This window comes from Cupriavidus sp. HY129 (genome assembly GCF_059492215.1).
Map to the genome: position 1 here is coordinate 449,120 of NZ_CP083254.1, position 17,846 is coordinate 466,965.

Sequence of the window (17,846 nt, forward strand, 5' to 3'; positions counted from 1 at the left end):
CCCCGCAGCCCGCTCTGGCAATGGGTTGGCGTCGAAGCAGGGGCAAACTTTGCAGCCCCTTCGAAGCGCCGGCCCGCCGAGCTGACCGACCACCGTTTGCATGACCGAACAACGACGATCACCGCATCATCCGGCCACCCGACCGCCAGCGCCCCCGGGCACGTCCCGGCGCGTCCGCCTGCCCGCCAGCGCGCTGCGGCCGCTCGTGCTCGCCATGGCCGGGCTGACGGTGAGCGCCCATGCGCAGTACGGCGCGACGTCCGCCATTCCGAACATCGACCTCGTCGAGCCAGTGGTCACGCAGACCCCGGAGGCACCGCCGCCGCCGGCTGAAGGCGGCGATCTCGTTCCGCGCCTGACCGAGCCCGCCATGCGGACCGCTCCCAGCGGCAACACGCTCAACCTATCGCCGTCATCTACGCCCTCGAATCCGAACGCCCCAGCCTACGCGTCCGGCGACCGCGTAACGGGCTACAGCGAGAAGGGCGTGGAGATGGAAGGGCACGCCGAACTGCGCCGCGACGGTGGTGTGATCAAGGGCGACAAGGTCACCTACGACCAGGACACCGACGAAGCACATGCCACTGGCAACGTGCGACTTTCGAAGAGCGGCACGCTGGCCGTAGGCCCGGAAGCGCGGATGCGCGTGCAGGCCAATGAAGGCTACATGCTGTCCCCGGACTACTACTTCCAGCAGACCGGCGGCTCCGGCAGCGCCGAGCGCGTAGATTTCCTGGATCCGGACCGCAGCACGCTGAAGAAGGCGACCTACACGACCTGTTCGCCCGATAACGCGGACTGGTACTTCAGCGCCAGAAAGCTCGATCTGGATAGCGATCGTCAGGTGGGCACGGCCTATGGCGGTGTGCTCAATTTCTTTGGCGTGCCGATCGCGGGCGCGCCGGCGTTCAGCTTTCCGCTCAATAGCGAGCGTCGTAGCGGCGTGCTGCCGCCGTTGTTCGGATACGGCTCGAACTCCGGGTTCGATCTCACTGTTCCGTACTATTTCAACCTGGCACCGAACCGTGATCTGACGCTCTACCCGCGAATTCTGTCGTCCCGCGGCGTGCAGCTTGGCGAGGATTTCCGGTACATGGGGGACGGCTACAGCGGCCGCATCCGCGGCGAGTTCCTGCCCGACGACAAGAAGGCGGGCCGCAATCGCTGGGCCTACTCGATCCAGCATTATCAGACCGTCATCCCCGGCATGACGGCGTACGTGAACGTCAGCAAGGTTTCGGATGACAAGTATCCCGACGACCTGACGCGTTCCGTATCGCAGTCGACCCTGCGTCAGTACACGCAGGAAGGCGGCGTGATTTATGCGTGGCAGGACTGGGTGTTCATGGCACGGGTGCAGAAGTTCCAGACGTTGTTGCCCAGCGAGCCGTCCTACGAGCGCGAGCCGCAGTTGAACGCGAAGTACAACCGCTATGACTTCCACGGCTTCGATATTTCGCTCGAGACGGACTACACGCGATTCCGTATCCCGCTGACCAGTACCGGCATCCAGCAGCCCGAAGGCAATCGCGCATTCATCCAGCCGACAATCAGCTACCCGATCATCCGCCCGGGCTGGTACGTGACGCCGAAGTTCATCTTCAACGCGGCGCAGTACAACATGGATACCGGCACCAACACGGTTGGCGCGTCGAATACGCTCAATCGCACTATTCCGACCGTAAGCCTGGATTCGGGCATGACGTTCGAGCGTGACGCGCCGGGCGTCAGCAAGCTGTTTGGCGTGAAGTACACGCAGACACTCGAGCCGCGCCTGTTCTACGTCTATACGCCGTTCTACGACCAGAGTCAGTTCCCGCTGTTCGATACGGTGCAGTCGGACTTTGGCTACGGTCAGATCTTTACCGAGAACCCGTTTACCGGTAACGACCGCATCGCTGACAATAACAAGCTGACGCTGGGCCTGACCACGCGCCTGATCGAATCTGAGACTGGTGTCGAGCGTTTCCGTGGCACGATTGCGCAGCGTGTCGACTTTACGGGCCAGCGTGTGCAGCTCAATGGCACGCTGCCGGATGCCAAGCCGAGCTACTCAGACCTGCTGGCAGCCACCACGATCCAGCTGTTCCGCGGCTACTATCTTGATGCCGGCATCCAGTGGAATCCGGACCAGGACAAGGTCAACTACTCGAACGTGGCATTCGCGTACCGGCCGGAATCGCGCAAGCTCATCAATTTCGGCTATCGCTACCGTCGCCCGACCTCGGTGACGGACAATACCGCGATCGACCAGATCGAAGTGTCGGGGCAGTGGCCGATCACGCAACGCACTTACGGTATTGGCCGCGTGGCATTCGACAAGTCGGCCAACCAGCTCGTGGATGCGCTGGCCGGTTTCGAGTACGCCGCCGACTGCTGGGTCGGCCGATTCGTGTACCAGCGTTTCCGCAATACCTCGAACGGTTACACCGGGCGGGTTTTCTTCCAGGTGGAGTTCCGTGGGCTGTCGAAGATTGGCTCCAACCCGCTGGACATGTTGCGCCTGAACGTGCCGGGCTACGAGCCCGTGACGGCACGGCCGGTGCCGACAACCCCGTACGATCACTATGAATGACGGACCAAGATGAAACGTCAAGCCTTCTCCCTGTTGTCCCGCCTGAACCCCTGGCAGCAGCTGCTGCTGTCGGCCGTGCTCGTGACGCTGGCCGCGCCGGCGGCTGCGCAATTGCGCGCGCCCGGCACGCGTACGCAGGGTATCTTCACGCAGCAGGGCAGCCAATCGGCCAGCCAGGGCAGCGGCAGCACCGTGGCGCCGAGCCAGCCGATGATGGGCGTGCCGCAGCCTTCGTCCCAGCCGCGCTCGCAGTTGGTGGACGAGGTGGTGGCTGTCGTCAACAACAGCGTGATCACGCGCCGGGAACTGCTTGACCGCGCTGACGAGATCGAAAACCAGCTTCGCGCCGCCAAGCGCGAGGTGCCGCCGCGGCCCGACTTGCTCGGCGAAGTGCTGGAACGCCTCGTGATGGAGCGCGTGCAGACGCAGGCCGCGCAGGAAGCCGGGATCAAGGTGACCGATCAGGAAGTCGATCGGGCGATCGAATCGGTGGCGCAACAGAACAAGATGTCTGCGACGGAGCTGCGCAGCCGCGTGGAAGCCAGCGGCATGTCGTGGACCAAGTACCGCGACGAACTGCGCAAGCAGGTCCAGGTGATCCGCCTGCGCGAACGCGAGGTGGACTCGAAGGTGCAGGTCTACGACGGCGAGATCGACAACTATCTGGCCGCGCGTAACGGTGGCCAGGCGGCCGCCTCGGGCCCGACTGAGTTCAATGTGGCGCAGATCCTCGTGCGCGTGCCCGAAGATGCGTCCGATGCACAGAAGGCCCAGCTCAAGACGAAGGCGGAAGGCCTGCTGAAGCAGGCGCAAGGCGGGGCGGACTTTGCCGAACTGGCCAAGGCCAACTCCGAGGCGCCGGAAGCCTCGCAAGGCGGCTCGCTGGGTTTCCGCGAGATTGGCCGGTTGCCTGCCGTGTTTGCCAATGCCGTGGTCGACCTGCAGCCGGGCGCGGTGGTGCCCGAGGTTCTGGAATCGGCCAACGGTTTCCACGTGATCAAGCTCGTGTCCAAGCGCACGGCCGCCGCGCAGCCGGCGGCGAGCGACCGCATCGCGCAGACGCAGGTGCGCCATATCCTGATCCGCACCGGCCCGAACATGCCCGAGGCCGAAGCGAAGCGTCAGATGGCGACGATCCGCGACCGGATCACGCACGGTGTCGATTTCGCCGATGCCGCCCGTCGCTACTCGCAGGACGGTTCGGCGTCGCAAGGTGGCGAACTCGGCTGGGTGTCGCCGGGCGAACTGGTGCCCGAGTTCGAGCAGGCCATGAACCGCCTGCGCCCGGGCGAGATCTCCGACCCGGTCGTCACGCAGTTCGGTGTGCACCTGATCCAGGTGGAAAACCGCCGCGAGACCGAAGTGTCGCCCGAGAAGCAGCGTGACTTCGCACGAGCCGAAGTTCGCGAGCAGAAGCTGCGCGCCGCCTATGATGACTGGGTGCGCCAGCTCCGCAGCGCGGCGTATGTCGAATACCGGATCAACCGCCAGCGCTGATGCGCTGGCCCGAACCATGCCCGACCCCGCGCCACTCGACCTAGCAATCACGACCGGAGAACCGGCCGGCATCGGCCCCGACATCACGATCGGTGCCCTGCTGCAGTTCGCCGCCAATCACGGCGCCAACGGCGGCAACGTCGGCCATGGGGGGACGGTCCGCTTCCATGTGATCGGAGATGCGCGTCTGCTCGATCAGCGTGCCGAGGCGCTTGGCGTGGCCCATGCGTGGGCACGTCGGATTGCCGACGGCGACGTGATCGTGGAAGACATCGCGCTGGGCGTGCACTGCGAGCCGGGGCGGCTCGATGCCCGCAATGGCCACTACGTGCTGGCGCTGCTGGATGCCGCCGTCGATGGCCTGCGGACGGGCCGCTATGCGGCCATGATTACCGCGCCGGTGCAGAAGAGCACGATCAATGATGCTGGCGTGCCTTTTTCAGGGCATACCGAATATCTGGCCGAATGCGCCGGCGTGCCGCGTGTGGTAATGATGCTGGCCGGCCCGCAGCCGGCGCATGACAACGCCATGCTGCGCGTGGCGCTGGCCACCACGCATCTGCCGCTGCGCGCGGTGCCTGATGCGCTGAACGTTCCGATGCTGGTCGAGACGCTGACGATTGTCGATGCCGATCTGCGCCGGAATTTCGGCATCGCGCGCCCACGTATCCTGGTAACCGGGCTGAACCCGCACGCGGGGGAGTCCGGTCATATGGGGCGCGAGGAAATCGACGTGATTTCTCCCGCGCTCGAGCAGGCCCGCGATGCCGATATCGACGCGCGCGGCCCGTATCCCGCCGACACGCTGTTCCAGCCGCGCCATCTGCGTGATGCCGACTGCGTGCTGGCGATGTACCATGACCAGGGCCTGGCGCCCCTCAAGTACGGTACCTTTGGTCACGGCGTGAATATCACGCTGGGGCTGCCCTTCATCCGCACATCGGTGGACCATGGCACCGCGCTCGACCTGGCCGGCACTGGCCGCGCCGAGCACGGCAGCATGATCGAAGCCATCCGCTGTGCCATTACCATGGCCGGACATGCCAGCGGGCGCCACAGCAATGGGCGCGCGGACAATGGCATCGCCAACGGCCAGCACTGACTTATGCGTTCAAACGTGCATCAGGGCCATGTGGCCCGCAAACGGTTCGGACAGAACTTCCTCGTCGATGACGGCATTATTCATGGCATCGTCAGCGCGATCGACCCGCAGCCAAACGACATCGTGGTCGAGATCGGTCCGGGCCTCGGCGCGCTGACCGATCCGCTGCTGGAGCGGCTGCCAGGCATGCAGGTGGTCGAACTCGACCGAGATCTCGTGGAGCGGTTGCGCCGGCGCTACGGCGACCGCCTTGTGGTCCACGCCGGCGACGCGCTGGCGTTCGACTTTGGCAAGCTGCGCGAGCCCGGCCGCGCGCTGCGCATCGTCGGCAACCTGCCGTACAACATTTCCAGCCCGCTGCTGTTCCATCTGGTGGATTTCGCCGATGACGTGCGCGACCAGCATTTCATGCTGCAGAAGGAAGTGGTCGAGCGCATGGTGGCCGACCCCGGCAACAAATCGTATGGCCGCCTGTCGATCATGCTGCAGGTCCGCTATCACATGGAGCACGTGCTCGATGTGCCGCCCGCGTCGTTCAATCCGCCGCCGAAGGTCGATTCCGCCGTGGTGCGCATGATTCCGTGGCCACGCGCCGAGGATGGCACGCTGCGGTCGCCGTACGCCGCGTGCGATGCGGGCGTGCTGGGCGACGTGGTGACCGCCGCGTTCTCGCAGCGCCGCAAGGTGCTGCGCAATACGCTGTCGTTCCTGCGCGACCAGGTTGATTTCGACGCGCTGGGCTTCGATCTGACCCGCCGCGCCGAGGAAGTGCCTGTTGCCGAGTATGTCGAGCTCGCGCGCATCGTCGGCGGCGCGGAGCCGCCCGCCCGCGTGGCCTGAGCCCCCTTTTTATCCTGAATACCCTGAAGTCCTTGCGACGCCCATGACTGACCAGACCAACCCTGATAAGCGTCCCGTCATCCTGACTGGCGACCGTCCTACCGGCCCGCTGCACCTTGGCCATTTCGTCGGCTCCCTGAAGAGCCGCGTCGCCCTGCAGGAGACGCACAAGCAGTACGTGCTGCTGGCCGATACCCAGGCGATGACCGACAACGCCCATGACCCCGACAAGGTACGCCGCAACGTGCTCGAAGTCGCGCTCGACTACCTCGCCGTGGGCATCGATCCGACCAAGACCACGATCTCGGTGCAGTCGCACCTGCCGGCGCTGGCGGAACTGACGCTGATGTACCTGAACTTCGTCACGGTATCGCGCCTGGAGCGCAACCCGACGATCAAGGAGGAAATCCAGGCGCGTGGCTTCGGCCGCGACATCCCGGCTGGTTTCCTCTGCTACCCGGCTTCGCAGGCCGCCGATATCACCGGCTTCAAGGCCGTGCTGGTGCCCGTGGGTGAAGACCAGGCACCGCTGATCGAGCAGACCAACGAGATCGTGCGCCGGGTCAACAACCAGGTCGGCCGCGAGGTGCTGCCCGAAGCCGCTGCGCTGATCCCGAAGCATGGCCGTCTGCCGGGCGTGGATGGCAAGGCGAAGATGAGCAAGTCGCAGGGCAACGCGATTCCGCTCGGCGCGTCGCCGGACCAGATCCGCGAAGCCGTGCACAAGATGTACACCGATCCGAACCACCTCAAGGTGTCCGATCCGGGCCAGGTGGAAGGCAATGTCGTGTTCACGTACCTCGACGCATTCGATCCGAATCCGGCCGAAGTGGAAGCGCTCAAGGAGCACTACCGCCGCGGCGGCCTGGGCGACATGGTGCTGAAGCGCCGCGTGGAAAGCGTCCTGCAGGAAATGCTGCGCCCGATCCGCGAACGCCGCGAGCAGCTTGCCCAGGACCCGGGCTATGTGTTCGACATCCTGAAGAAGGGCACCGCCGAAGCCCGCGAAATCACCCAGCAGACGCTGGACGAAGTGCGCGGCGCGCTGGGGATGTTCTCGTTCCCGCAGTGATTCGGCACTGATCGTTGTCGCCCTTGCCCGCTACGCGGGAGAGGGCGACAAACCGACGGCGTTCATTACGCCCGTCGATTCACCAGCACAATCCCCCCCAGCACCATTACCGCCGCCAGGGCGAACCGCACGCCGACGTGGTCGTGCATGAGCAGCACGCCGAATGCCACGCCGAACAGCGGCGTCAGGAACGAGAACACTGACAGTCGTGATGCCAGATACTGGCGCAAGAGCCAGAACCAGATCAGGTAACTCGCGAACGCGATCAGCACCGACTGGTAGAACAGGCTGGCCACGACGAAGCCCGTGATTTCCACCGTATGCGCCTGGCCTGCCGCCAGCGCCATCAACAGCAGCATCACCGCCGACACACCCAGCTGGTAGAGCAGCGTCTTGCTGGCAGGGGCACCAGACAGCTTGCTGCCGCGCACGACGACGGTTGTCGCCGCCCACAGGGCGCCGGCCACCATGCCCAGGACATCGCCAATCACCGTGCTGCCTTGCGTGGAAGGCGAGGCAATACCGTCGGCGAAGGCCAGCGCAATGCCGCAGAACGCCAGAACCACGCCGAGCCACTGGCCCCGGTGCAGATGCTCGCCCGGCACAAACAGGTGCAGGCCGAGTGCGGTGAAGATCGGGGCTGTATAGAGAAACACCGCCATGCGGGATGCGGTGGTGTGGCCGAGTCCGACGAAGATGCAGAAGAACTCGGCCCCGAACAGTAGTCCGGCTACCAGTCCCGCGCGCAATGTGCCATCGCGTTCCCAGAGCGGCGTGCCGCGCCAGGCCGCGAAGCCGAACACCAGCAGCGCCGCGATGGCCGAGCGCACACCCGCCTGCAGCACGGCGCCCATCAGCGGGGCGGTGACCTTGATGATCACCTGCTGGAGCCCCCAGGCGGCGCACAGCAGCACCATCAACCCGATGGCCGTGCCGTCCAGCGGGCGCCGCGTCATTGCTTGCGCGCTCATTGCGCGTTACGGGCGGGCAGCGTCGCGCGTCGAGTGACGCTCGATCAGTTCGATCTTGTAGCCGTCCGGGTCCTCTACGAACGCGATCACCGTGGTGCCGCCCTTGACCGGACCGGCTTCGCGGGTGACCTTGCCGCCGGCCGACCGGATGCGCTCACAGGCTTCGGCCGCGCTGGGTACTTCCAGGGCGATATGGCCATAGGCGGTGCCGAGGTCGTACTTGTCGACGCCGTAGTTGTAGGTCAGTTCGATGACGGCGGTCTCGGTCTCGGGGCCGTATCCGACGAAGGCGAGGCGGTACTTGTATTCGGGATTGTCGCTCTCGCGCAGCAGCGTCATGCCGAGCACGCGCGTGTAGAAATCGATCGAGCGCTGGTAGTCGCCAACGCGCAGCATGGTGTGGAGAAGTCGCATGGGGGTCTCTTTGGCAAAACTGTAAAGACAGAGTCCGCCATTCTATTCCCATGCCGCGGAACGCGCCGGCCGCCGTCGATGTCGGTCCCTATGCCGATACCCGGTTTCGGTATGCGTGGTTCGACAACAGCGTGCGGGGCGACCAGTCGCCGGAGGCCGGTGATTACAGCCAGGTGTGGAACATATCCGTCGATGGCGCCTGGACGCACGGTATGCACGGTGAGCGACGAGGGCGCCGGAGCGCCGGAACGTCAGAACGTCAGAACGTCGGCAACAGTTCCGGTGGATGCGCGCGAAGCTGGGCGCGGGCGTCGCGGAACTCGGGGAAGATCGATTCCACTGTTTCCCAGAAACGCGGTCCGTGGTTCATCTCCTTGAGATGCGCCAGCTCGTGGGCGGCCACGTAGTCGATCATCGACAGCGGGAAATGCATGAGGCGCCAGTTCAGCCGGATCTTGCCGTCGGCCGTGCAGCTTCCCCAGCGCGTGGCTGCCGAGGTCAGGGCGAAGCCGGTATGACGCACGCCCAGTTTCGCGGCATAGATGTCCAGCCGCTCCGCCAGCAGGCGGCGCGCCTGGTTCTGCATCCAGCCCTGCACACGGTCCTTGATCTGCTGCTCATCGGCGTGCGCGGGCAGGGCCAGATGCAGCATGCGCAATTCCGCATTGAACATCAGCACGCCGGCCGGCGATTCGAGTTGCAGGGTGATCGGCTGGCCCAGGAACGGTAACGACGCGCCGTCGCGCCATTGCACCGTCGGCAGGATGCGGCGTGCTTCGCGATGGCGCCATTCGCCCAGCTTGTTGAAGATCCAGCGTTGCTTCTCGAGGATGGCTGCCTCGACGTCGGCCAGGGTGACCCAGCGGGGCGCGGTGATCGACAGGCCGCGATCATCCACGGTGAAGCCAATGGTGCGCCGCGACGAGCGCTTGAGGGCGTAGTGCACCGTGCGTTCGCCCACCTGCAGTCGCCGGCCGTTAGGCAGGGCCGGGGGCCAGGGCGACGCGGTCTCGGGTGTGTGCGGCGCGGATGTCGGCGACAGGTCCTGCTGCTCCGGCGTGACGGGCGGCAATGCCTCCGCCAGCGGCAGCTCGAGCTGCGCGCCGGGTGTCTCGGGAGCAGGACGCAGCAGCTTCATGCGGTGGCCTGGTTACCTGCGCGGCGATAGCTGTCCGGATCGATACGGCGCATCTCTGCCTCAATCCACGTTTCGACTTCCTGATTCAGCATGTCTGCGGTCTTGTTGGCCGACGCAATCGGGGCGCCGATTGAAATCGTAATCATGCCCGGATATTTCAGGAAGGAGTTGCGGGGCCAGAGTCGTCCCGAATTGACAGCCATCGGGATCACCCATGCACCGGTTTCCACTGCCAGACGGGCGCCGCCGCTCTTGTAGCGCGGCTTCTCCAGGCCCGAGGCGGTGCGCGTGCCCTCCGGGAACATGATGATCCAGGCGCCTTCTGCCAGGCGGTCGCGGCCCTGGCGGGCGGCCGACGCGAACGCGCGCGGGCCATCTTTGCGATTGATATGGACCATCTTCAGCATGCCCAGGGCCCAGCCGAAGAACGGTACCAGCAGCAGCTCGCGCTTGAAGACGAAACACAGCGGCTTGGGCATCAGGGCCACATAGGCCACGGTTTCCCAGGCGGACTGGTGCTTGGACAGCAGTACCACGTGCTTGTCGAGCATCGACTGCGCCTGCTCCATGCCCTCGATGCGATAGTGGATGCCGCAGATCAGGCGGCCCGCCCAGATCACGAGCCTTGTCCAGCCGCGCACGAAGCGGAAGCGGTTCTCCGCGTTCATGAACGGAAACACGATGAAGCAAAGGCACGCATAGGGGGGCGTGAGTGCCAGGAGGTACAGCGAGAACAGCAGGGAACGGAGGAAAGTCATCGATCGGGGGCGGTAATCGGGGACGGATATCAGGGCGCGGTTGGTTGCGGCTTGGGCGCCGCATCGTCGATCAGCCAGCGCGCAAACGCTGCCAGGTCGTCATGCACGCGCGTGCCATCGGGCAGGCCGCCTTTTTCCAGCGTTTTCATGCCCTTGCCCGTGCGAACCAGATGCGGGATGCAGCCAACCGCCACGCCCGCCTGAAGGTCGCGCAGCGAATCTCCCACCGTGGGCGCGGTGCGCAATTCGATGCCGAACCGCTCCCCAATCTGCTCGTACAGGCCGGATTTGGGTTTGCGGCAGTCGCAGTTGTCGGCGGCCGTGTGCGGGCAGAAGAAGATGGCTTCGACGCGGCCACCGAGGTTGGCCAGCGCCTTGTACATCTTCTCGTGCATCGCGTTGAGCGCGCTCATCTCGAACAGGCCACGGCCGATGCCCGACTGGTTGCTGGCCACCACCACGCGGTAGCCGGCCTGGTTCAGCATGGCGATGGCTTCAAGGCTACCCTCGATCGGTATCCATTCGTCGGGTGTCTTGATGAACTGGTCGCTGTCGCGGTTGATGACCCCGTCGCGATCCAGGATGACGAACTTCAACTGGGACTGTGGCATGGCGCGCTCCGGTGATGCAGCGTATGAGACAGCTTAGGCCGCCAGCTTCGAAATGTCCGCGACGCGATTCGCCAGGCTGTGCAGCGTGGCCAACAGCGCCAGGCGGTTGGCGCGCAGCTTTGCGTCCTCGGCCATGACCATCACGTCGTTGAAGAAGCGGTCCACGGCATCGCGAAGCTGGGCCAGGTCGCGCAGCGCGGCGGTGAAATCACCACCCGCGAACGCGGCTTCCACGCCCGGGCGCACGCGCTCGATCGCCTCGTGCAGCGCGCCTTCGGCGGCCTCCTGGAACAGCGATACATCGACGCTGCCGATTGCCTCGTCCGTCTTCTTCAGGATGTTCGTAATGCGTTTGTTCGCTGCGGCCAGGGCTTCGGCTTCAGGCAACGCCGCGAACGTGCGGACGGCTTCCATGCGCGCCAGGATGTCGTGCAGTTGCTGCGGGCGCAGGCTGACCACGGCTTCCACCTCGTTGGTCGTGTAGCCCTTGTCCTTCAGGTAGCCACGTACGCGGTCGAAGAGGAAGTCGGTGATCGCTTCGCGCGAAGGCTTGACCGCCGCGATGCCGGCGAAGGCTTGTTCGGTCAGACCCAGCACGTCGTTCAGGGACAGCGCCAGCGGTTTTTCGATCAGCATCCGCAGGATGCCCAGCGCGTGGCGGCGCAGTGCGAACGGGTCCTTTTCGCCGGTCGGCTGCAGGCCGATGCCCCAGATGCCAATCAGCGTCTCAAGCTTGTCGGCCAGCGCCACGGCGGTGCTCACGTTGCCTGCTGGCAGCGCGTCGCCGGCAAAGCGCGGGCGATAGTGCTCGGAGCAGGCCAGGGCGACGTCCTCGGCTTCGTCGTCGTGGCGGGCGTAGTACGTGCCCATCGTGCCTTGCAGCTCGGGGAACTCGCCGACCATGTCGGTCAGCAGATCGGCCTTGGCCAGTTCGGCGCCGCGCATCGCGGCGGCCTTGTCGACCGGGGCGCCGGCGGCGTTCATCGCGTCGGCAAGATGGCCGGCGATCTGCTGCAGGCGCTGCACGCGGTCGAGCTGGTTGCCGATCTTGTTGTGGTAGACCACGTTGGCGAGTTGCGGCACGCGCGAGGCCAGCGTCTTCTTGCGGTCCTGGTCGAAGAAGAACTTCGCATCGGCCAGGCGTGGGCGCACCACACGCTCGTTGCCCGTGATGATCGATTGCGGCGTGTCGGTGGCCAGGTTCGAGACGATCAGGAAGCGGTTGCGCAGGTGCCCTTCGGCATCGGTCAGCGCAAAGTACTTCTGGTTGGTCTGCATCGTCAGGATCAGGCACTCCTGCGGCACGGCTAGGAAGGCTTCCTCGAAGTGGCACGGGTAGATCACCGGCCATTCGACCAGCGAGTTCACCTCGTCGAGCAGCGAGTCCGGCATGATGACCTTGTCGGCGCCGGCTTCCTTGAGCAGCGCCGTGCGGATGCGCTCGCGCCGGTCGGCGTAGCCGGCGACGACGCGGCCGCGCGATTCCAGCAGGCCGGCGTACTCGGCCGCGTGGGGAATCTCGATCGTGCCCTGCGACAGGAAGCGGTGACCTTGCGTGAGATTGCTGGCTTGCAGGCCGAGTGCCGAAACCGGCACGATCTCCGCGCCATACAGGGCGATCAGGCTGTGTGCCGGACGCACGAAATGCACGGTGGTGCCGTCCGGACGCTGGTAGCTCATCACCTTCGGGATCGGCAGCTTGGTCAGCGTCTCGTCGAGCGTTGCCTGCAGGCCATCGGCCAGCGTCGCGCCGCGCGCGGTATAGCGGTAGAAGAACGCATCGGCCTTGCCATCGGAGGCGCGCTCGAGCGTCTGCCAGTCGATCTCGGCTACGCCGACCGACTTGGCCAGTGCCGCCAGCTTCTTGCCCAGCGGAGCCGTCGGGGCGCCGTTGGCATCGAGCGCCACGGTCAGCGGCAGTACCTTCTCGCGCTGCTCACGGTCCGGCGCGGTGCGGCGCACGCCGGAGACCAGCGCGCCCAGGCGGCGCGGCGTGGCGAAAGGCGTAACGGTGGCGCCTGCTTCGAGCAGATCGCGCGCGCCGAGGCCGTCGAACAGGCCCTGGGCAAAGGCCTCGCCCAGGCGTGCCAGCGCCTTCGGCGGCAGTTCTTCAGTGAACAGTTCGATCAGCAGCGAATCGGTCATGGGTTGCGACATGAATCGTATCCAACAGGTATGGGCGCGCGCTTAGCAGCGCGGCGAGAGATTGGGTTCCACGCCAGACAGCAGCCACAGGCCATTCTGCTGGCGGAATTGCAGCGTGGTGTAGGCGCATTGCGCCGCCACGCCGGAAGCGCCGCGGGTACCCGCGGCTGGAAAGCGTGCGTCGATCCGCTGCGTACGACGGTCATAACGGATCTCGTCGATGCGTCCGCCGATCCAGAACTCGATCTTGGCGGGAAGCTGCGCGGCCGAATAGTAAGTGCGCACGGTGCGGCGCGGCCGGCCGTTGTGGTCTTCCCACTCGGCCCACTGCAGCGGGTAGCGGATCGCGCTTTCATAGGCGCGCAGCGGCACCCGGTGCCAGCCGAGATCGCGCGAGCCCGACAGGTCGCACGAGAACGACCGCACGAGCTGCGTCCACTGGTCGATTGACTTGAGCGCCGGACGCCAGTGCCGCGTGATGGCCAGTTGCAGGGCCTGCTGGTCGGCTTCGCAAACATTGCTCAGGTCCTCGGGCAGGTAGAGCGCCTGCGGACTTGGCGGCGATGCGGTGCGTGCCAGGGCGTCGGCGCTGCCACCGAACACCGCCACGGCGGACACGGCCAACGCGACGATCGCACAGACGCCGCGCAGATGGGGTGTCATGCGCGGGCCTCGGTCTTGCACATCGGGAAGCCAAGCGCTTCCCGCGAGTCGTAGTAGGCCTGCGCCACCTGGCGCGACAGATTGCGGATTCGCCCGATATACGCGGCACGCTCGGTCACGGAGATCGCGCCGCGCGCGTCCAGCAGGTTGAAGGTGTGGGCGGCCTTGAGCACTTGCTCATAGGCCGGCAGCGCCAGGCGTGTGCCAGCGGCCTTCTCCTGCTCGCCTTCGGCCTTTTCGCCGGTATCGCCCATCAGGCGTTTGGCTTCGCTCTCGTGCTCGGCAAAGTGGCGGAACAGGATTTCCGTGTTGCTGTGCTCGAAGTTATAGGTGGACTGTTCCACTTCGTTCTGGTGGTACACGTCACCGTAGGTCAGGCGGCGCGTCTCGCCGTTCTCCTGCCATTCGGTCCAGACCAGGTCGTAGATGTTCTCGACCTTCTGCAGGTACATCGCCAGACGCTCGATGCCGTAGGTGATTTCGCCGGTGATCGGCTTGCAGTCGATGCCGCCAACCTGCTGGAAGTAGGTGAACTGCGTCACTTCCATGCCGTTGAGCCAGACTTCCCAGCCCAGGCCCCATGCGCCGAGCGTTGGATTTTCCCAGTCGTCCTCGACGAAGCGGATGTCGTTCTGCTTCAGGTCAAGGCCCAGCGCCTCGAGCGAGCCGAGGTACAGCTCGAGAATGTTCTCGGGCGCCGGCTTGAGCACCACCTGGTACTGGTAGTAGTGCTGCAGGCGGTTGGGGTTCTCGCCGTAGCGGCCGTCCTTGGGACGGCGCGACGGCTGCACGTATGCGGCACGCCACGGCTCCGGGCCGATGGCGCGCAGGAAGGTGTGCACGTGCGACGTCCCGGCGCCGACCTCCAGATCGATCGGTTGCAACAGCGCGCAACCCTGCCGGTCCCAGTAGGCCTGCAGGGTCAGAATCATTTGTTGGAAGGTCAGCATAGGAAGACGAAAAGGAAATCTGGCGGGCAAGTGCGCGAGCCGTCTCGCGCGGGGTTTGCCAAACCTTGAATTCTATCGGGTTTTTGGGTCGCCCCCCGCGCAAGCGACGTCGAAACAGGGGGGGCGGGGCATGAATCATGCTTGGCGACACTGTCGGGCTTTTGCAACGGGTCGGGTAAATCCTGACCGGGGTTTCAGAACCGTCTTATAGGTGCCGATAACGTTTTTGTATACAGTTGAAGCACGCGGCTGAACACAAAACGAACAGGCTGCGGCTGGAACCGCCTCCCTTATCCGCGTGGGTCGATGCACAGGCCGGAAGGCGCTCCGGGAAACATCATCTTTACTTCTTGGGATTGGTCATGTCGCTGCTGTCTCGCAAACCGTACCTCGTCGCCATCGCTGTGATGGCCGCCGCTGCGGCCGTCTCGATCGCCACTTCGGTGATCGGCTAAGCCCCGAGGCTTCGCACCGTCGTTTCGCCTACCCGCGCGCGCGTCGCGCGCGGGCGGCCACCAACAGCACCAGCAGGCTGCCGATCAGCACCGGCACGTTGCCCCAGCGGATGTAAGGCGTCAGGCCCTGCATGCCCTGCACGGTCGCGGTCAGCGTCCCCACGTGAAACGTCGGCAGCTTTGCCTGCACCGTGCCATCCGGTGCCACCACGGCGGTCATGCCCGTATTCGTGGCACGCAGCATGGGCCTGCGCATTTCCAGCGCGCGCATCCGCGAGATTTGAAGGTGCTGGTCCAGTGCGATCGTGTCGCCAAACCAGGCCAGGTTCGTGACATTGGCCAGCACGTTGGCCGGTGTTGCCTGCTGGCGCAGCGTGGCCGCGATCTCCTCCCCGAACAAATCCTCGTAGCAGATATTCGGTGCCACATGAATGCCGCGCACCGGAACCGCTGGCTGGTCCAGCGTACCGCGCCGGAAATCGCCTAGCGGCATTTTCATCATGTCCACGAACCAGCGGAAGCCGAACGGGATGAACTCGCCGAATGGCACCAGATGGTGCTTGTTGTAGCGGTAGAGCTGATCCTGTTCCGGGCCGATCGCGAACACGCTGTTGGTGAAATCCACCGGCGAATCGGCGCCGGCAGCGCCGAAGATGATCGTGGTGCCGGTCTTTTCCATGAAGGTACGCACCGCACGGGCGATCTCGACGGGCAGTTCCTGCAGGATTACCGGGAATGCGGTCTCCGGCGTGACCACCAGATCGGCCGGCGCCTCGGTGATCAGGTCGCGGTAAAGCTCCAGCGATCGCTCGATGCCCTCGGGTTCGAACTTGATGTCCTGGGCCACATTGCCTTGCAGCAGCCGGACATGGATCGGTTGTCCGAAGGGCGAGGTGTACTGGATCGGCGCAAGCGCCGCGCCGCAGGCCAGCACGCCTACCGCGAGTCCGCCGGCGAGCACCGCGGTTCGGGCTTTTCGCTGGCGACCGATGGCGCCGACGACTGCCACCAGCAAGGCCGCGATGAACCCGGCCAGCGCGGAAATGCCATAGACGCCGATCAGCGGCGCGAAGCCCGCCAGCGGGCCGTCAGTGTGGGGATAGCCACTGCCGAGCCACGGAAACCCCGTGAACACCACGCCGCGCAGCCACTCGGAGAGCGCCCACGTGGCGCCGAACGCCAGCGCGGGGAGCACGCCATCACGGCCGCGTTGTGTCAACCAGTGCCAGGCCGCGCCGGCCAGGGCCGGCCAGATCGACAGGTAGCCGGCAAACAGCACTACGGCCAGCCCAGCCATCCACGACGGCATCTCGCCGTAGACGTGCATGCTGATGAACAGCCACCAGATGCCGGACAGGAACCAGCCCAGCCCGAAGGCATAGGCCGTGGCCGCTGCGGCGCGCGGGCGTGGGGCGCCGGCGATCAGCGCGACGAGTCCGGCCAGCGACAGGATCTGCAGCCACCACCAGTTGTGCGGTGCGAAGGCTTGGGTATGGGCCACGCCCAGGACGGCCGCGATCAGCAGCCGGAACACGGTGCCGGAGCGGGACGTGACTTGCATGGTCTGAAAAGGGGAGGGCGGCGTGCCGCCCATTGGTGAGTCGGCCGAACCGGCCCGAGGGGTGCCCACGGCGCCGGGCGTGCCGACACGCGTCATGCTTCGGCGACGAGAGCCGGTTCGGCGGGCGCCTCGCGGCGCACCAGCAGCAGGTGCACCTGGCGGGCGTCCGCGCGCAGGACTTCGAACTGCATCGGCGGCAGCGTGATGATCTCGCCACGATGCGGTACATGGCCCACATGGTTTGTGAGCAGCCCGCCGACCGTATCGACGTCGTCATCGGGAAATGCCGTGCCGAAGGTCTCGTTGAACTGCTCGATCTCGGTCAGACCATGCACGCGCCAGGCGCCGTCGGCGGTAGGCAGGATGTTGTCATGGTCCTCGTCGAGGTCGAACTCGTCCTCGATGTCACCGACGATCTGCTCGAGCACATCCTCGATCGTGACCAGACCGGCCACGCCGCCGTATTCGTCGACGACGATCGCGATGTGATTTCGATTGATACGGAACTCGCGCAGCAGAATGTTCAGCCGCTTCGACTCGGGGATGAACACGGCCGGGCGCAGCGTTTCGCGCAGGTCGAAGTTCGGGTCCGTGTAATAGCGCAGCAGGTCCTTGGCCAGCAGGATACCGATGATGTTGTCACGGTTGCCTTCGTAGACGGGAAAGCGCGAGTGCGCGGTCTGCTGCATGTACGGGATGAAGGTCTCCGGCGCGTCCGCGATGTTGACCGTGTCCATCTGCGCCCGGGGCACCATGATGTCGCGCGCGGTGAGTTCAGACACCTGGAACACGCCTTCGATCATCGACAGCGAGTCGGCGTCGATCAGGTTACGCTCGTGCGCGTCCTGCAGCACTTCCAGTAATTCGGCGCGGGTATCGGGCTCGGGAGAGATGAAGTCCGAAAGGCGTTCGAGTAGGGATCGTGGTCGATCCGTCTGCTTATGATTGGCAGGTTTCGAACTGGGATAGGGGTCGTTCATGTCGCGGCTAGCGCGTGGTGGAGATCGTCTGAAGCATACACTAAAAGCCTTCCGGGCCCGTGACAGGGCCGGGTGGGGCGGCTGATCAGGTGGCTTTTCGTGCTCCCCGCTCAC

The 17,846-nt window shown here is 65.3% G+C and carries 15 protein-coding genes; 5 read left to right on the forward strand and 10 right to left on the reverse strand.

What is annotated here, in order from left to right; genetic code table 11:
* Positions 1-100: 100 nt before the first annotated feature.
* From K6G35_RS02170 to trpS, 5 genes are read left to right on the forward strand one after another with little or no spacing between them, the layout of a single operon-like run.
* Entirely contained in the window at positions 101-2,575 is a 2,475-nt protein-coding gene (locus K6G35_RS02170) for an LPS-assembly protein LptD (RefSeq protein ID WP_035881383.1), read from the forward strand.
* Positions 2,576-2,584: 9 nt separating this feature from the next.
* Complete coding sequence (locus K6G35_RS02175) at positions 2,585-4,072, forward strand: peptidylprolyl isomerase (protein ID WP_008644054.1); 1,488 nt, start codon at positions 2,585-2,587, stop codon at positions 4,070-4,072.
* Between the two features lie 16 nt (positions 4,073-4,088).
* Positions 4,089-5,174, forward strand: a complete 1,086-nt coding sequence (gene pdxA, locus K6G35_RS02180) for a 4-hydroxythreonine-4-phosphate dehydrogenase PdxA (protein ID WP_495676329.1) — start codon at positions 4,089-4,091, stop codon at positions 5,172-5,174.
* A gap of 3 nt (positions 5,175-5,177) precedes the next feature.
* A complete protein-coding gene (rsmA, locus tag K6G35_RS02185; RefSeq protein WP_008644052.1) occupies positions 5,178-6,014 on the forward strand; it encodes a 16S rRNA (adenine(1518)-N(6)/adenine(1519)-N(6))-dimethyltransferase RsmA in 837 nt (278 codons plus the stop codon).
* 43 nt (positions 6,015-6,057) lie between these two features.
* On the forward strand, positions 6,058-7,086 hold the full coding sequence (gene trpS / locus K6G35_RS02190) for a tryptophan--tRNA ligase (protein ID WP_008644050.1): 1,029 nt from the start codon (positions 6,058-6,060) through the stop codon (positions 7,084-7,086).
* Positions 7,087-7,151: 65 nt separating this feature from the next.
* Here the strand turns inward: trpS and K6G35_RS02195 are convergent, their stop codons facing one another.
* The 10 genes from K6G35_RS02195 to K6G35_RS02240 form a co-directional block, all read right to left on the reverse strand.
* On the reverse strand, positions 7,152-8,057 hold the full coding sequence (locus K6G35_RS02195) for a DMT family transporter (RefSeq protein WP_011515315.1): 906 nt from the start codon (positions 8,055-8,057) through the stop codon (positions 7,152-7,154).
* A gap of 6 nt (positions 8,058-8,063) precedes the next feature.
* The gene (gene gloA, locus K6G35_RS02200; protein WP_008644047.1) at positions 8,064-8,471 is read right to left on the reverse strand and encodes a lactoylglutathione lyase; all 408 of its coding nucleotides are present in this window, start codon (positions 8,469-8,471) and stop codon (positions 8,064-8,066) included.
* A 259-nt stretch (positions 8,472-8,730) separates the two neighbouring features.
* Positions 8,731-9,609, reverse strand: a complete 879-nt coding sequence (locus K6G35_RS02205; protein WP_008644044.1) for a M48 family metallopeptidase — start codon at positions 9,607-9,609, stop codon at positions 8,731-8,733.
* Positions 9,606-10,367: a lysophospholipid acyltransferase family protein gene (locus K6G35_RS02210; RefSeq protein WP_008644043.1), complete on the reverse strand. Its 762-nt coding sequence runs from the start codon at positions 10,365-10,367 to the stop codon at positions 9,606-9,608. Before K6G35_RS02210 ends, K6G35_RS02205 begins: the two co-directional genes overlap by 4 nt.
* Before the next feature lie 29 nt (positions 10,368-10,396).
* Entirely contained in the window at positions 10,397-10,978 is a 582-nt protein-coding gene (gmhB, locus tag K6G35_RS02215) for a D-glycero-beta-D-manno-heptose 1,7-bisphosphate 7-phosphatase (protein ID WP_008644041.1), read from the reverse strand.
* Between the two features lie 33 nt (positions 10,979-11,011).
* Complete coding sequence (gene glyS / locus K6G35_RS02220) at positions 11,012-13,135, reverse strand: glycine--tRNA ligase subunit beta (RefSeq protein ID WP_035881387.1); 2,124 nt, start codon at positions 13,133-13,135, stop codon at positions 11,012-11,014.
* A gap of 30 nt (positions 13,136-13,165) precedes the next feature.
* Positions 13,166-13,786, reverse strand: a complete 621-nt coding sequence (locus K6G35_RS02225) for a hypothetical protein (RefSeq protein ID WP_008648966.1) — start codon at positions 13,784-13,786, stop codon at positions 13,166-13,168.
* Positions 13,783-14,736 carry a glycine--tRNA ligase subunit alpha gene (glyQ, locus tag K6G35_RS02230; RefSeq protein WP_008648968.1) on the reverse strand — a complete coding sequence of 318 codons (954 nt, stop codon included), beginning with the start codon at positions 14,734-14,736 and terminating at the stop codon, positions 13,783-13,785. The genes K6G35_RS02225 and glyQ overlap by 4 nt, the downstream gene beginning before the upstream one ends.
* 483 nt (positions 14,737-15,219) lie before the next feature.
* Positions 15,220-16,752: an apolipoprotein N-acyltransferase gene (gene lnt / locus K6G35_RS02235; protein ID WP_152415039.1), complete on the reverse strand. Its 1,533-nt coding sequence runs from the start codon at positions 16,750-16,752 to the stop codon at positions 15,220-15,222.
* 92 nt (positions 16,753-16,844) lie between these two features.
* Positions 16,845-17,732, reverse strand: a complete 888-nt coding sequence (locus tag K6G35_RS02240; RefSeq protein WP_011515324.1) for a CorC family transporter — start codon at positions 17,730-17,732, stop codon at positions 16,845-16,847.
* Positions 17,733-17,846: the final 114 nt, after the last annotated feature.

Bases quoted from the DNA above. Each gene is read 5' to 3' on its own strand.
- K6G35_RS02170 (WP_035881383.1), top strand. From the start codon at position 101: ATGACCGAACAACGACGATCACCGCATCATCCGGCCACCCGACCGCCA.
- K6G35_RS02175 (WP_008644054.1), top strand. From the start codon at position 2,585: ATGAAACGTCAAGCCTTCTCCCTGTTGTCCCGCCTGAACCCCTGGCAG.
- pdxA (WP_495676329.1), top strand. From the start codon at position 4,089: ATGCCCGACCCCGCGCCACTCGACCTAGCAATCACGACCGGAGAACCG.
- rsmA (WP_008644052.1), top strand. From the start codon at position 5,178: ATGCGTTCAAACGTGCATCAGGGCCATGTGGCCCGCAAACGGTTCGGA.
- trpS (WP_008644050.1), top strand. From the start codon at position 6,058: ATGACTGACCAGACCAACCCTGATAAGCGTCCCGTCATCCTGACTGGC.
- K6G35_RS02195 (WP_011515315.1), bottom strand. From the start codon at position 8,057: ATGAGCGCGCAAGCAATGACGCGGCGCCCGCTGGACGGCACGGCCATC.
- gloA (WP_008644047.1), bottom strand. From the start codon at position 8,471: ATGCGACTTCTCCACACCATGCTGCGCGTTGGCGACTACCAGCGCTCG.
- K6G35_RS02205 (WP_008644044.1), bottom strand. From the start codon at position 9,609: ATGAAGCTGCTGCGTCCTGCTCCCGAGACACCCGGCGCGCAGCTCGAG.
- K6G35_RS02210 (WP_008644043.1), bottom strand. From the start codon at position 10,367: ATGACTTTCCTCCGTTCCCTGCTGTTCTCGCTGTACCTCCTGGCACTC.
- gmhB (WP_008644041.1), bottom strand. From the start codon at position 10,978: ATGCCACAGTCCCAGTTGAAGTTCGTCATCCTGGATCGCGACGGGGTC.
- glyS (WP_035881387.1), bottom strand. From the start codon at position 13,135: ATGTCGCAACCCATGACCGATTCGCTGCTGATCGAACTGTTCACTGAA.
- K6G35_RS02225 (WP_008648966.1), bottom strand. From the start codon at position 13,786: ATGACACCCCATCTGCGCGGCGTCTGTGCGATCGTCGCGTTGGCCGTG.
- glyQ (WP_008648968.1), bottom strand. From the start codon at position 14,736: ATGCTGACCTTCCAACAAATGATTCTGACCCTGCAGGCCTACTGGGAC.
- lnt (WP_152415039.1), bottom strand. From the start codon at position 16,752: ATGCAAGTCACGTCCCGCTCCGGCACCGTGTTCCGGCTGCTGATCGCG.
- K6G35_RS02240 (WP_011515324.1), bottom strand. From the start codon at position 17,732: ATGAACGACCCCTATCCCAGTTCGAAACCTGCCAATCATAAGCAGACG.